Raw genomic sequence first — 13,757 nt, forward strand, 5'->3', positions numbered from 1 at the left:
GCCTGTATAATCCCTCCTGAACCGGGCAGGGAACCGACATGCAAGCCGAACCAGCATTCGGGAAGACGAGGCGGAGATGGCGCGGGGGCGTGCTTGCCATCGTCGGCGCCGTCTTTCTCGTCGTGGGCGTTCTGGCTGCCTGGGGGCTCTGGTCGGTCCATGCGATCTACCGCGATATGGCTGCCTCCGGCCGCACCGTCGAGGCCGAGATGACGGGCTTCGAGACCGCGTGGCTCGGAAGCCGCGCCAGCCGCCGTGAAGTCTATTACCCGATCCTGGAATTCGTGACCGCCGATGGCCGGCCGATCGGGACCACCTCCTACACCTCCATCGATCCCGCTGATTACAAGCCTGCCGGCCGGTTGACGGTCGTGCATTTGGCGGCCGACCCGGAGCTTGCCATGCCGGTCACCGCGCTCGCGGCTTGGCCGGATGCTGCGGCCTTTGCTATCGGCGCCTTCAGCCTGTTCTGCCTCGCAGTGGGCGGCGTCCTGCTTCGCGCCGGCCTGTCGCGATCGTGATTTTTGGCCAAATTTCCGCCACGCACCTTAACATCGCCTGCAACCGCAGCGCGCCGCTTAACCGTCGATTAACCATAACCGCATAATTCTCAGCCCCGAGGATCATATATTCAAGGGGCTTTAACCATGTCGATTTCCCGCCGCGGATTTTTGCTCGGCGCATCCGCATTGCTCGCCGGCTGCGCGACGAACGGCACCAGCGACCGCGCCAATTACGGCGACCGGCTGGACGAGCAGCACCCGCTGAAGGCGATGCCGCTCGACAAGATCAAGCCGGAGCTTCGCCGCCAGGAAGTTGCCTATGACACGCGTCATGCGGCCGGCACCGTCGTCGTCGATACGCCGGAACGTCGCCTCTATTACGTGCTCGGCAATGGCCGGGCGATGCGCTACGGCATCGGCGTCGGGCGGCAGGGCTATTCGCTTGCCGGCGGTGCCATCATTGGCCGCAAGGCGGAATGGCCGACCTGGACGCCGACGCCGAACATGATCCGCCGCGATCCCGGCAAGAACCGCAAATATGCCGGCGGCGTGCCCGGCGGCCTGAACAATCCGCTCGGCGCGCGCGCCATCTACCTCTACCAGGGCGGCAACGACACCATGTTCCGCATCCACGGCACCAACCAGCCGTGGTCGATCGGCCAGGCCATGTCGAGCGGTTGCGTGCGCATGCTCAACCATGACGTGATCGACCTTTACCAGCGTGTGGCGGTCGGCGGCCGCGTGCATGTCATCCAGGGCCGCCGCGAGGCCTGATCTTGCCCCATGTCGCAACTGGAGCAGGCCGGCACATGCCGGCCTTTTCGTTTTGCGGTTTGAAAAAGCTGAATTGTATCATACCATTGCCCGCGTGATCCCCGGCCCGGACAAAGTCGGGCGGGTCTCGAAGAATTGACCCCTCCATGACGCATAGAGGTCAATGGCAGACGCATTCGTACCGGCATTCGACCGCGTAGCTGCAAAAGTCGAGGATGCGGTTTCGTGAACATGCAGGGCTTTCGGCCGGCCTGTCCACGATAGCCCGCAGAAGATCACGGGCCTGGCGCCGGCGGTGCAGCAGGCCCTTGTCGGCACAATGACACCGCCGAAAATGAGGGAACGGATATGAAACATCTTCTTGCTTCCACCTGCCTCGTCGCTGGCCTGCTTGCCATGACGGGTGCGGCGCGCGCCGAATGCGGCGACGTGACCATCGCCAGCATGAACTGGCAGAGCGCCGAGGTTCTCGCCGCACTCGACAAGTTCATCCTGACCGAAGGTTACGGCTGCAACGCCGAAGTCATCGTCGGCGACACGGTGCCGACCATCACCTCGATGATCGAGAAGGGCGAGCCGGACCTGGCGCCGGAAGGCTGGGTCGACCTGCTGCCGGACGTCGTCAACCGCGGCATCGAGGAAGGCAAGCTGATCGGCGCGGCGACCGCGCTGTCCGATGGCGCCGTGCAGGGTTGGTGGGTGCCGAAATACATCGTCGACGCCAACCCGGAGATCAAGACGATCGAGGACGCGCTGAAGCATCCGGAACTGTTCCCGGATCCGGAAGACAAGGCCAAGGGTTCCGTGCACAACGGCCCGCAGGGCTGGGGCGGCACGGTCGTGACCGGCCAGCTCTACAAGGCCTATGGCGGCGAAGGCGCGAACTTCACGCTGGTCGACACGGGCTCGGCCGCCGGCCTCGACGGCTCGATCGCCAAGGCCTACGAGCGCAAGGAAGGCTGGGTCGGCTATTACTGGGCGCCGACGGCCCTTCTCGGCAAGTACGAGATGGTGAAGCTCGAGCATGGCGTTCCCTACGACGCCGCCGAATGGAAGCGCTGCAACACGGTCGCCGATTGCGCAGACCCGAAGAAGAACGACTGGCCGAAGGACAAGGTCCAGACGCTGGTGACGAAGACCTTCTCCGAGCGCGCCGGCGCCGATGTCATGGGCTACCTGAACAAGCGTTCGTGGAGCAACGACACGGTCAACAAGCTGATGGCCTGGATGACCGACAACCAGGCGAGCGGCGACGATGGTGCCAAGCACTTCCTGGAAGAGAACGAAGCCCTCTGGAAGGACTGGGTCTCGCCGGAAGCCGCCGAAAAGATCAAGGCTGCTCTCTGATCACTCCATCGGGCGGCGCGTCCTCGGGCGCGCCGCCCTTCGTTTTAGCGCATGCCGTTGGCGCAAATCGATGCGCACATCCCGGCGACATGCATCAGGGTTGGCTTAAAGACCGGCACAGATTGGTCAAAGCCGGAAGGGGTTCGATATGGAATGGTTCACGAAATTTCCCACGATGGACGCGGACACCCTTCGCGACCTCAAGAAACTGATCGATGAGGGTTTTCGCGGCTTCACCCGCGCCTATGGCGACGGCATCGAATCGATCTTCGAGCCGCTGCAGCACTTTCTCATCTGGTCCGAGCGCTTCATGACGCGCACGCCCTGGCCGATCATCCTCCTTCTGATCGCGCTCGTCGCCTGGTTCGCCAGCCGCAACTGGAAGATCGTCGCCGGCGCCGTCGGCACGCTGCTCCTCATCGGCTATTTCGACATGTGGGACGACACGATGAAGACCATCTCGATGATCTTCGTCTGCACCGTGCTTTCCATCGTCATCGGCATACCGATCGGCATCCTGATGTCGCGCTCCAATCGGGTGCAGAACGTCGTCAACCCGATCCTCGACGTCATGCAGACCATGCCGAGCTTCGTCTACCTCATCCCGGTCGTCATGCTGCTTGGCATCGGCAAGGTGCCGGGCCTCATCGCGGTGGTCATCTACGCCATCCCGCCGATGATCCGCCTGACCAATCTCGGCATCCGCCTGGTCGACAAGGACGTGCTGGAGGCCGCCGACGCCTTCGGCTCGTCGAACTGGCAGAAGCTGAAGAACGTGCAGATGCCGCTGGCGCTGCCCACCATCATGGCCGGCATCAACCAGACGATCATGATGGCGCTCGCCATGGTGGTCATCGCCTCGATGATCGGCGTGCAGGGCCTCGGCCAGCCGGTGCTGAAGGCCATCTCCAACCAGTATTTCACCCTCGGCATCTTCAACGGCCTCGCCATCGTCGGCATCGCGATCATCTTCGACCGCGTCAGCCAGGCCTTCGGCAAGCGCCTGCAAAAACACCGCGAGATCATCCACGGCTGATTCGCGCGGACGCGAAAAAGGGCGCCCCGGTGACAAGCCGCGGGCGCCCTTTTTGTTTGGATCTCAGTGCTTGCGCGAGAACAAACCGGTCGAGAGCACCACGCCTGCACCCACAACCAGCGCCGCGGTGATTTCCGCCGCACCAAAGCTTTCGCCGAGGAAGACCGCGCCGCCGAGCGTTGCCAGCACCGGCGTGATGGCGGTGAAGGCGGCGGCCTGGCTGCCGCCGAGCGCCCGGATGGCGGTACCATAGGCGAAGGTGGCGATGAGGCCGGAGAGGATGCCCTGGCTGGTGACCTGGAGCGCGAGGTCGGAGAGCGAGGCCTGGCCGAGATGCGTGCCGTAGATGGCGGCGAGCACGAGATGGATCAGGAACGACCAGACGGCGATGAGGGCAGCCCCTTCCAGCGCGCTCAGGCCCGAGCGGCGGAAGGCATGGGTGAAGCCGGCCCAGAGCACGGCGCCGAGCGGCAGGAGCAGGAAGCCGGTCATCGTCATGCCGCTCTTCTGCATGCTGGCGGCCAAAAGGATGACGACACCCGCGACGATGGCGGCAAGGCCGGCAAGACGCATACGATCCGGCCGCTCGCCGAACAGCACGATGCCGATCAGCGCGGTCGCCAGCGGCATGGAGCCGCCGAGCAGGATGCCGCCGGGCGCGGCGGGCGTCACATGCAGGGCCGCGGCCGTGACCTGGAAGAACAGCGCACCGGCCCCCGCCACCATCACGACGACGAGTTTCAGCGGCACGCCCTTCGGCAGGAGCCCGGTCTTCAGCCAGATCGGCGCCAGCAGGATGGCCGGCACGCCGTAGCGGATGAGGCCGATATCGACGGTGCCGAGCGGCGTCGCCGCGGTGTGCCGCGTCGCCAGCACCCAGGTCGCCCAGATCAGCACCGTGACGACCGCGCCGGCATAGCCGGCGACCTGCGGATTGGATTTCCCTTCGGACGAAAGCGAGATCATGGCCATGGCGACGTTCCTTCCCGGCGTTGGCGCAATTCATGGTCAGACTCTAGCGCCGGAGGCCGAGGCATGTCCTTGCGACTTATGCCTCTTGGAATGTAGAATGCGCAGGATCATGCCAAAATTGGCCAAGAAAGTTTTGGAAAATGCCAAATCTCGATAAATTCGATATCGCCATCCTGAAGGTGCTTCAGGAGGATGCGCGCGCAACGAATGTGGAGATCGCCGAGCGGGTGAACCTCTCGCCGTCGCCGTGCCTGCGCCGCATCCGCAACCTGGAAAAATCCGGCGTGCTGCGCGGCTACCGTGCCGATATCGACCGCAAGGAGGTCGGCCTCGGCCTTACCGTCTTCGTCGAAATCAAGGTGGGGCGGCACAGCAAGGAGAACGCCATGGCCCAGCAGGAGGCGCTGCTCGCCATTCCGGAAGTGGTGTCCTGCTTCCTGATTTCCGGCAATGCCGATTTCCTGGCGGAGGTGGTGGTGGAGGACCTTTCGGCCTACGAGCGGCTCCTGACCGAGACACTGCTCGCCATGCCCGGCGTCACCGACATCCGCTCGAATTTCGCGATCCGCAGCATCAAGACCGGCGGCCCCCTGAAGCTTCCGTCGCTCTGACACGGAAAACCGCCCCGACGAGAGGCGTCGGGGCGGTTGGGACGGCCGGAGAGGCGGGGCCGTCCGGGGACGCCACCCCGGAGAGAGGGGCGACGTCCGACCTGTCGTCAATGCGCAGAGGCGACAGGCGCTTTCGCGGATTTCCAGGCGACGACCATCAGTGCGCCGATGACGGTGATGTGCTCCATCACCACGTAGAATTCGATCGTGCGTATCGGCTCCTGCATGGTCCAGAAATTATGCGCGATCGGGATGGTCAGCGCCGTGAAGACGGCGAGCATGCCGGCGCCGAGCCAGGTCCAGCGGTTGGCGATGATCAGCGCCGAGCCGACAAGCTGGGTAATGGCGACGGCGATGTTGAAGCCCGTCGCCGGCTCCAGGCCGAAATGCGCCATCTCGGCGACGCCGGCGTTGAAATCGGCGAGTTTCGCGATGCCGGATAGCCAGAACATCGAGGTGAGGATCGTGCGGGCGAGGAAGCCGAAGACGCGGCTGCCGGTGATGCTTTCGACGAGGGCGGACATGGATAGTCTCCGATAGATGACATGGACCCGCGGGGCGTCTTTCAAGCTGTCCCCGCCTGCCGCCCGCCGGTTGTTCTGTCCCTGTCCGGCGTGCTGCGATGGCTTATGTCTATCAGAGTTCGGGTACGGTCGTGTCACCCTGGTAACACCCTTCGCCGCCCATTTTCGGGGGCGACGAAGGGCGTGCACGGGCTCAAAAACCGTCGAGCACCAGCTTGCCGCGCGTGCGTCCGCTTTCGATCATCGCATGGGCCTTCCTGAGGTTTTCGGCATTGATCGGACCGACGATCTCGGCCAGCGTCGTGCGGATTTTTCCGTCGTCGACGAGACGGGCGACCGCGTTCAGCAGTTCGTGCTGTTCGATCATATCCGACGTCTGGAGGAGCGAGCGGGTGAACATCATCTCCCAATGCGTCGAAACGGACTTGCGCTTGAGGGGCAGCACATCGAGCGCCTTCGGATCGTCGATGAGGCCGAAGCGGCCCTGCGGCGCGATGGCCTCGGCGATCTCCGCTAGATGGTCCACCGAGTTGGTCGTGGAGAAGATGAAAGCCGGTGCACCGATGCCCAGCGCCGCGACCTCGGCCGCAAGTGGCTTGCTGTGGTCGACGACATGGTGTGCGCCGAGGCTCTTGACCCAATCCGCCGTTTCGGGCCGCGAGGCCGTTGCGATGACGGTAAGGTCCGTTAGGGTTCGGGCGAGCTGCACGGCGATCGAGCCGACGCCGCCGGCACCACCGATGATGAGGATGGCGTTTGCCGCACCCGGCACGGCATCGCGAACCTTCAGCCGGTCGAACAGCATTTCCCAGGCGGTGATCGCCGTCAGCGGCAGCGCGGCAGCGGCGGCGAAATCGAGCGAGGCGGGCTTGCTGCCGACGATGCGCTCGTCCACCAGGTGGAACTCGGAATTCGTGCCGGGCCGGTCGATGGCGCCGGCATAGAAGACGGCGTCGCCCGCCTTGAACAGCGTGACGTCCGGCCCGACGGCCTTGACGATGCCGGTCGCATCGAAGCCCAGCACGCGCCATTCGCCGCTGGCCGGCGCGGCGTTGCGGCGAAGCTTGGTGTCGACGGGGTTGACGGAGACGGCCTTGATCTCGACCAGCAGGTCGCGGCCTTTTGGCTCGGGCACGGGTTGCTCGATATCGGCGAGGGCCGTTTCGGAGGTGATTTCCTGCGAGGTCTGGTAGGCGATGGCGCGCATCTGGTTCTCCTTTCGCGTTGAATGGAGCCTAGATGAAGAGTAATCTCACACTCTGCAAGAATGCACATTTAATGCCCATAGTGTCGAAAAGGATACCGTGAATGTCCCGCCCGCGCGCCAAGCTCACGAAGGATTTCCCGGGCTGCCCGGTGGAATCGACGCTGTGTTTCCTCGACGGCAAATGGAAGGGCGTGATCCTGTTTCATCTGCTGGAGGGAAAACTGCGCTTCAACGAACTGCGCCGCAAATTGCCGAGCGTCACGCAGCGCATGCTGACGAAGCAGCTTCGCGAACTGGAGGATGCGGGCATCCTGTCGCGCACGGTATTCCCCGTCGTGCCGCCCCGTGTGGATTATGAGCTGACGGCCGCCGGCCGCAGTCTGGAGCCGGTCATCAGCGCGCTCGCCGCCTGGGGTTCGAAAAACGTCACCCGCGAAGATGGGCAGACGGTCATCCGCCTGGCCTATGAAACGAAAACGGCGCCCCCGGAAAGGGACGCCATCTCAGTGGTTGAGCCGTAGGCGGATCACTCCGCCGGGCAGACCGGGGTCGCTTCGCGATCGATCTTTTCCAGCGTCAGCGAGACGAGGAAGACGCCGAAGCCGATGACGGCGGTGGCGGCGCCGACGAAACCCATCGAGCCGTAGCCGTAACCCCCGCTGATCGCCAGGCCGCCGAGCAGCGCGCCGAGCGCATTGGCGACATTGAAGGCCGAGTGGTTGAGCGCGGCGGCGAGCGTCTGCGCGTCACCCGCGACATCCATCAGGCGTGTCTGGAGCGCCGGGCCGACGACGAAGCTGCATCCGATGAGGAAACAGCAGACACCGAGCAGGATCGGGTTTTCGGCCGTCAGCGACAGAGCGATCAACACGAAGAAATAAAGCGCCAGCGAGCAGCCGATGGTGCGCATCAGCGAAATATCGGCGAGCTTGGCGCCGAAGATGTTGCCGACAATCATGCCGCAGCCGAAGATCGCCATGATGACCGGCACCATGTTGACGTTGAGGCCGGCGACCTCGGTGACAATGGGCGAGATATAGGTGAAGACCGCGAACATGCCGCAAAAGCCGGTGGCGGCGATGCCGAGCGTCAGCCAAACCTGCTTGCGCTTCAGGGCGCCGAGTTCCGTCAGCGCGTTGATGCCCTTCGGCCGCTTGTCGCGCGGCAGGAAGAGGGCGATCAGCGCGACCGTCAAAAGCCCGGTAATGCCGACGGCGACGAACATGTACTGCCAGTCGAGCAGTTGCCCGAAATAGGCGGCGAGCGGCGTACCGATCAGCGTTGCAAGCGTAAGGCCGAGCATGACCTTGCCGACCGCCTGCGTGCGCTTGTTGACCGGCACCATGGAGGCGGCGACGAGGGCCGCGACGCCGAAATAGGCGCCGTGCGGCAGGCCGGAGAGGAAGCGGAACAGCATGAAGCTCTCGAAGGTCGGCGCCACGGCGCTGGCGAGATTGCCGGCGGCGAAAAGCCCCATCAGCACCAGCAGCAGGTCGCGGCGGCGAAAGCGCGCACCGATGACGGCGATGACCGGTGCACCAACGACGACGCCGAGCGCATAGGCGCTGATGACGTAACCCGCCTCGGCGGTGGTGACGCCGAACGTGCCGGCGACATCGGGCAGAAGGCCCATGATGGCGAATTCACCGGTGCCGATGCCGAAACTGCCGACGGCGAGCGCCAGGATGATCAGGGTGACGGTGAGGCTCGAAAGCGGCGGCTGCCCGGAGGAGAGGGCGGCATGGGGCAGGGGATGTTCGGACACGGGGTGCTCCGCAGGAATTGCTCAGGCGCGGCAAATCGGCGACAGACCCTGCAAGGGCGGCCACTCCTCCTGGCTGCTGATGCGGTATGGTCCGGCCCGAAAGGCCACGATGGGGAAGGTATCGTCCAGCCGGCAGGCGTACTCCCGACGCAGGCGACCGGTGGGCAATATATCAGACCAAGCCGCGCTGCCTACTGCGAATTTTCACCCTCCCGCATTTGGCCGGAAGCACCTGCGCTCACGATTTATTGCACTCTGTTGCACGATCGCCTGTTAATCGCCGCTTTCTCGACTATCTAATGGATCGAAAATCACCCTTGGGCGTTTCTCGGCCGAGATGCGGAGTATGCGAATGAGAGTGCAGGCGATATTCAACAAGGACGGGGGCACGTTTCGCACCACCGACATGGAGGCCTATGCCCGCCACGCGGAAAAGGTCTTCTCGGATGCGGGGCACCATCTCGATTGCGATATCGTCGAGGGGGCCGATATCGAGATGGCGCTGCGGCGCTGTTCGGATCGCACGGATCTCGATGCGATGCTTGCCGGCGGCGGCGACGGTACGGTTTCGGCCGCGGCCGGCCTTGCCTGGCAGAGCAAGATGCCGCTCGGCATCGTCCCGGCCGGCACGATGAACCTTTTTGCCCGCTCGCTGAACATTCCGCTCGATATCTGGCAGGCGATCGATGCGCTGGCGGATGGCGATATCGCCGCTGCCGACATCGGCACGGCGGACGACCGCGCCTTCGTGCACCAGTTTTCCGCCGGCCTGCATGCCCGCATGGTGCGGCTGCGCAATGCCATGACCTACAGCTCGCGCCTCGGCAAGATCGCGGCCAACACCCGCGCCGCCTTCGGCGTGATTCTCGATCCGCCGGAATTCGAGGTGGAGTTCAACGTCGATGGCGTCGAGGAGAGCCGCAGGGTCTCCGCCATCAATGTCTCGAACAACCGTTTTGGCCAGAACGGCCTGCTCTATGCCGACGACCTCACCGGCGGCCATCTCGGCTTCTACACCACCAAGCCGCTGAAGCCCGCAGGTGTCGCAAAATTGGCATTCGACATCCTGCGCGGCAAGCTGCGCGAAAATGCCGACGTCACCGAAATGACCGGCACGGAAGTCGACCTGCATTTCCCCAAGGTCGACCGCGCGATCAACTGCGTTATCGACGGCGAGCTGCTGCCGATGGACCGCGAAGTCTCGATCCGGCTGCATCCGGGCGAGTTGAAGGTGATGGTGCCGAAGGTGGCGGTCAACAAGGTGGCGACGACGGAGCCGGCTGCGGCTTGAGGTGAGGCTTACCCCCCTCTGCCCTGCCGGGCATCTCCCCCTCAAGGGGGGAGATCGGCAAGAGGAAAACACGGCGCTCTAGTCGCAACGTTTGGAATGGGCGAAACGGTACTCCATCCAATCTCCCCCCTTGAGGGGGAGATGCCCGGCAGGGCAGAGAGGGGGTAAGCCGCGCTCGCGACGGCCCTAAATCCGCGGCAGATACGTCTGGTAATCGAAGTCCGAGACCGTGCGCAGGTAGACAATCGCCTCCTTGCGCTTCGTATCGCCATAGAGCTTCTGGTACTCCGCGCCAAAAGCGTCCTTGATGAAAGGCGAGGCCGAAAACTCCTCGACGGCCGTCAGGAAGTCGTGCGTCAGGCGCTTGGCATCCGGCGCGTCCTTGCCGGGCTCCGTCACCGGGCCGGGATCAAGCTCTTCGTCGAGGCCGAGCAGGATGCCGCCGAGTATGGCGGTCAGCAGCAGATATGGATTGACGTCCGCACCCGCCACGCGGTGCTCGACGCGCGCCGCCGGGCCGTCCTTGTCCGGAATGCGGATGGCGGTGCCGCGGTGGCCAAAGCCCCAGGTGAGATCCACCGGCGCAAACGAGCCGGGCTGGAAGCGGCGGTAGGAATTGGCGAAGGGCGCGAAGACGAGCTGCGCATCGCGCATCGTCTGCAGCATGCCGGCGCAGACCGACCGCAGCTTCGCCGGATCGCCACCCTTGGCGTCCAGGATGTTCTTGCCGTCCTTGTCGATGACGCTGCAATGCACGTGCAGGCCCGAGCCCGCATGCTCGGCATAGGGCTTCGCCATGCAGGTGGATTTGAGCCCGAAGCGGCGCGCGGCCTGTTCGGCGATGCGCTTCAGATAGATGCAGTCGTCGGCGGCGGCGAGCGCATCCGGGCGGTGCAGCAGGTTGATCTCGAACTGGCCGGGGCCGAATTCCGCCGTGGTGGCATCCGCCGGCAGCTCCATGTCCTTCGCCCAGGCGCGCACAGTCTGGAGATAGTCGTCGAGCGCGTCGGTGGCGCGCATATCGTAGAGCTGGAAGCCGTTCGGCTCGTCGCGGTACATCAGCGCCGCCGGCGGGCGCGGCTTGCCGGTCACGCGAAAATCGTCCTCGACCAGGTAGAATTCGAGCTCCGTCGCGACGACCGGTGTCAAACCACGGTCTTCAAAACGCTTCACCATGCGCGCAAGAATGGCACGCGGATCCATGAAGGAGGCGGTGCCGTCGAATTCGTGCATGGTGGCGAGGACCTGGCGCGAGCCTTCCGGTGCCCAGGGCATGGTGGCAAGCGACCGGCGGTCGGGAATGCACACGCCATCGGGATCGCCGACGGAAAGGGAGAGGCCCGTGATGTCGTCATTGTCGTCGCCCCAGATGTCGAGCGACTGGGTAGAGGAGGGCAGGCGCACCGAACCGTCCCAGATTTTCTTCTCGCCTTCGAGCGGAACCTGCTTGCCGCGCAGGTCCCCATTCATGCCGACGAGGAGGATTTCGATGCGGGCCGGGGAATTGATGGGCGCGTTGGCGGGCGGCGAACCGGCTGCCTTGGTGTCGTTTGTCATGGTGCCTGCTTTGGTTTGGCGGGAGGCTTCGTCAAGAAATTTTGCTTTCGCTCGATCTCTTGCCAAATGCCTGTTGTATGGGCATTTTCGTAACTCATTCTGTCCCGCCGTTCAATAAGGTGGGACCTACCCCTAAGGATGTATTCAAATGTCGAACAGCAGTGCAGCAGCCGTATCCAACCTCGGTGCCCTCGATGCCGCCCATCACCTTCATCCCTTCTCGGACATGAAGAAACTGAACGCGACCGGCACGCGCATCATCGAGCGCGGCGAGGGTTGCTACATCTTCGACAACCACGGCAAGCGTTATCTCGACGGTTTCGCCGGCCTCTGGTGCGTGAACATCGGCTATGGCCGCAAGGAGATTTCCGACGCCGTCGTGCGCCAGATGAACGAGCTACCCTATTACAACACGTTCTTCGGCACCACGACGCCGCCGGCCGTTCTGCTCGCCCAGAAGATCACCTCCCATGCCGGCCCGAACATCAACCGCGTGTTCTTCACCGGCTCCGGCTCGGAAGCGAACGACACCTGGTTCCGCATGGCCCGCGTCTATTGGGGCGCCGTCGGCAAGCCGACCAAGAAGGCGATCATCGCCCGCAAAAACGGCTATCACGGCTCGACGGTGGCTGGCGCCTCGCTCGGCGGCATGAAGTGGATGCACGAGCAGGGAGATCTCCCGATCGCCGGCATCCACCATATCGACCAGCCCTTCTGGTATGCCGAGGGCGGCGACCTCACCTCCGACGAATTCGGCCTGAAGATGGCGCGCCAGCTTGAGGAAAAGATCGACGAACTCGGCGAGGACAATGTCGCCGCCTTCGTCGCCGAGCCCATCCAGGGTGCGGGCGGCGTCATCGTGCCGCCGGTAACCTACTGGCCGGAAATCGCCCGCATCTGCAAGGCGCGCAACATCCTGCTGGTCGCCGACGAAGTGATCTGCGGTTTCGGCCGCACCGGCCACTGGTTCGGCCACCAGCATTTTGGCGTGGAGCCGGATCTGGCGCCGATCGCCAAGGGCTTGTCCTCCGGCTACCTGCCGATTGGCGGCGTCATGGTCTCCGACCGCGTCGGCAATGTGCTGGTGGAAGAGGTCGGCGATTTCAACCACGGCTTCACCTATTCCGGTCACCCCGTCTGCGCCGCCGCGGCGTTGGAAAACCTGCGCATCATCGAGGATGAAAAGCTCGTCGAGCGCGTGCACGGCGACATCGGCCCTTATCTCGCCGCCGGCCTCAAATCGCTGGAAGACCTGCCGATCGTCGGCGAGGTCCAGCAGGTCGGCCTGATGGCCGCCGTCCAGCTCGCCGAGGACAAATCGAGCCGCAAGCGCTTCGAGGACAAGGAAAAGGCCGGCGTCACCGTGCGCAACTATTGCCTGGAAAACGGCCTGGTGCTGCGCGCCACCGGGGACCGCATGCTCTTCTCCCCGCCGCTCGTCATCAGCCGTGCGGAGGTCGACCAGATGGTGGACATCACCCGCAAGGGGCTGGAACATGCGTGGAAGGTGATGACGGCCTGAGAAAGCTCAGGCGATCCGAAGGCCGAGATGCTCGGCCATCGGATCGAAATCCCTGTCGGCATGGAGCAGGCTATGGCCGTGCTCCATGCAATAGGTGCCGATGATGAGGTCGGCGGTCTTGCGGATGGTGATGCCTTTTGAACGGAGCTTTCTGAAGTTGGCTGCCGCCTTGACCGCGATCTCGGGGGAAAGCAACGCAACCACGCCGAACATCGCCAGCCGCTTCTGAATGTTTGCGGCGTTCGAATCGCTTACCGCGCCTTGCAGAATTTCCAGCATCACAATGTCGCCGAGGATGATCTCGGAAGGATCCGTGATTGCTTTCAGGCGCGCCGTTTCCCTGGTTAAGGCGCCGCGGAAGGACGCAATCCAGACCGAGCTATCGACAAGGATCATTCCGCTGCGTCTTCACGAAGATGATCAGGCGGCCCCCAGCTTTCACGCATCGCGTCGAGGTCGCCTTCCCATCCAATTCCCCACAACTCGTCCAACGCCTGCCGGCGATAGCCGTTTTCCACGAATTGGCGAAGCGCGAGCTCGACAGTCGCTTTTTTCGTCGGCAAGCCGGATAGCTCCATCGCCTTGGCGATCAAGTCGTCATCAAGATCGATGTTGGTGCGCATGGTGACCTCGTGTGTATAAAGACGA

At 63.9% G+C, this 13,757-nt stretch carries 15 protein-coding genes; 8 read left to right on the forward strand and 7 right to left on the reverse strand.

The annotated features are described in order from the left end of the window. The first annotated feature begins 89 nt into the window (after nucleotides 1-89). From AC1RWL_RS27810 to AC1RWL_RS27825, 4 genes are all read left to right on the forward strand, one after another. A complete protein-coding gene (locus AC1RWL_RS27810; protein WP_493096719.1) occupies nucleotides 90-521 on the forward strand; it encodes a DUF3592 domain-containing protein in 432 nt (143 codons plus the stop codon). 126 nt (nucleotides 522-647) lie between these two features. Then, nucleotides 648-1,277 (forward strand): L,D-transpeptidase family protein, encoded by a 630-nt coding sequence (locus tag AC1RWL_RS27815; RefSeq protein WP_493096720.1) that lies wholly within the window; start codon nucleotides 648-650, stop codon nucleotides 1,275-1,277. A 348-nt stretch (nucleotides 1,278-1,625) separates the two neighbouring features. Continuing rightward, the gene (locus tag AC1RWL_RS27820) at nucleotides 1,626-2,624 is read left to right on the forward strand and encodes an ABC transporter substrate-binding protein (RefSeq protein ID WP_439618374.1); all 999 of its coding nucleotides are present in this window, start codon (nucleotides 1,626-1,628) and stop codon (nucleotides 2,622-2,624) included. A gap of 148 nt (nucleotides 2,625-2,772) precedes the next feature. After that, nucleotides 2,773-3,660, forward strand: a complete 888-nt coding sequence (locus AC1RWL_RS27825) for an ABC transporter permease (RefSeq protein WP_256120885.1) — start codon at nucleotides 2,773-2,775, stop codon at nucleotides 3,658-3,660. A 63-nt stretch (nucleotides 3,661-3,723) separates the two neighbouring features. On the opposite strand, the gene AC1RWL_RS27830 is transcribed toward AC1RWL_RS27825, so the two are convergent. Further along, complete coding sequence (locus AC1RWL_RS27830; protein ID WP_493096721.1) at nucleotides 3,724-4,632, reverse strand: DMT family transporter; 909 nt, start codon at nucleotides 4,630-4,632, stop codon at nucleotides 3,724-3,726. 140 nt (nucleotides 4,633-4,772) lie between these two features. Here AC1RWL_RS27830 and AC1RWL_RS27835 point away from each other — a divergent pair, with 140 nt between their 5' ends. Further along, complete coding sequence (locus tag AC1RWL_RS27835; RefSeq protein ID WP_023517247.1) at nucleotides 4,773-5,243, forward strand: Lrp/AsnC family transcriptional regulator; 471 nt, start codon at nucleotides 4,773-4,775, stop codon at nucleotides 5,241-5,243. Nucleotides 5,244-5,350: 107 nt separating this feature from the next. On the opposite strand, the gene AC1RWL_RS27840 is transcribed toward AC1RWL_RS27835, so the two are convergent. Both AC1RWL_RS27840 and AC1RWL_RS27845 read right to left on the reverse strand, forming a co-directional pair. Beyond that, nucleotides 5,351-5,767, reverse strand: a complete 417-nt coding sequence (locus AC1RWL_RS27840; protein ID WP_130514851.1) for a DoxX family protein — start codon at nucleotides 5,765-5,767, stop codon at nucleotides 5,351-5,353. Between the two features lie 193 nt (nucleotides 5,768-5,960). Beyond that, nucleotides 5,961-6,974 carry a zinc-binding alcohol dehydrogenase family protein gene (locus tag AC1RWL_RS27845; RefSeq protein WP_493096722.1) on the reverse strand — a complete coding sequence of 338 codons (1,014 nt, stop codon included), beginning with the start codon at nucleotides 6,972-6,974 and terminating at the stop codon, nucleotides 5,961-5,963. A 101-nt stretch (nucleotides 6,975-7,075) separates the two neighbouring features. Between AC1RWL_RS27845 and AC1RWL_RS27850 the strand changes: the two genes are divergently transcribed. Next, a complete protein-coding gene (locus AC1RWL_RS27850) occupies nucleotides 7,076-7,495 on the forward strand; it encodes a winged helix-turn-helix transcriptional regulator (RefSeq protein ID WP_493096723.1) in 420 nt (139 codons plus the stop codon). Nucleotides 7,496-7,500: 5 nt separating this feature from the next. Here AC1RWL_RS27850 and AC1RWL_RS27855 read toward each other — a convergent pair whose 3' ends face one another. Then, a complete protein-coding gene (locus AC1RWL_RS27855) occupies nucleotides 7,501-8,739 on the reverse strand; it encodes an MFS transporter (RefSeq protein WP_439630515.1) in 1,239 nt (412 codons plus the stop codon). Between the two features lie 352 nt (nucleotides 8,740-9,091). On the opposite strand from AC1RWL_RS27855, the gene AC1RWL_RS27860 reads away from it, so the two are divergent. Then, nucleotides 9,092-10,030, forward strand: coding sequence for a diacylglycerol/lipid kinase family protein (locus AC1RWL_RS27860; protein WP_256120891.1), 939 nt, complete (start codon nucleotides 9,092-9,094; stop codon nucleotides 10,028-10,030). A 186-nt stretch (nucleotides 10,031-10,216) separates the two neighbouring features. On the opposite strand, the gene AC1RWL_RS27865 is transcribed toward AC1RWL_RS27860, so the two are convergent. Next, nucleotides 10,217-11,587: a glutamine synthetase family protein gene (locus AC1RWL_RS27865; protein ID WP_493096724.1), complete on the reverse strand. Its 1,371-nt coding sequence runs from the start codon at nucleotides 11,585-11,587 to the stop codon at nucleotides 10,217-10,219. Between the two features lie 148 nt (nucleotides 11,588-11,735). On the opposite strand from AC1RWL_RS27865, the gene AC1RWL_RS27870 reads away from it, so the two are divergent. Beyond that, nucleotides 11,736-13,109, forward strand: a complete 1,374-nt coding sequence (locus AC1RWL_RS27870) for an aspartate aminotransferase family protein (RefSeq protein ID WP_493096725.1) — start codon at nucleotides 11,736-11,738, stop codon at nucleotides 13,107-13,109. Between the two features lie 6 nt (nucleotides 13,110-13,115). On the opposite strand, the gene vapC is transcribed toward AC1RWL_RS27870, so the two are convergent. Together vapC and AC1RWL_RS27880 are read right to left on the reverse strand one after the other, a co-directional pair. Beyond that, nucleotides 13,116-13,505, reverse strand: coding sequence for a type II toxin-antitoxin system VapC family toxin (vapC, locus tag AC1RWL_RS27875; RefSeq protein ID WP_493096726.1), 390 nt, complete (start codon nucleotides 13,503-13,505; stop codon nucleotides 13,116-13,118). After that, nucleotides 13,502-13,732, reverse strand: a complete 231-nt coding sequence (locus AC1RWL_RS27880; protein WP_256120895.1) for a type II toxin-antitoxin system VapB family antitoxin — start codon at nucleotides 13,730-13,732, stop codon at nucleotides 13,502-13,504. The genes vapC and AC1RWL_RS27880 overlap by 4 nt, the downstream gene beginning before the upstream one ends. Nucleotides 13,733-13,757: the final 25 nt, after the last annotated feature.

The organism is Shinella sp. GW821-FHT10F02 (genome assembly GCF_058809275.1).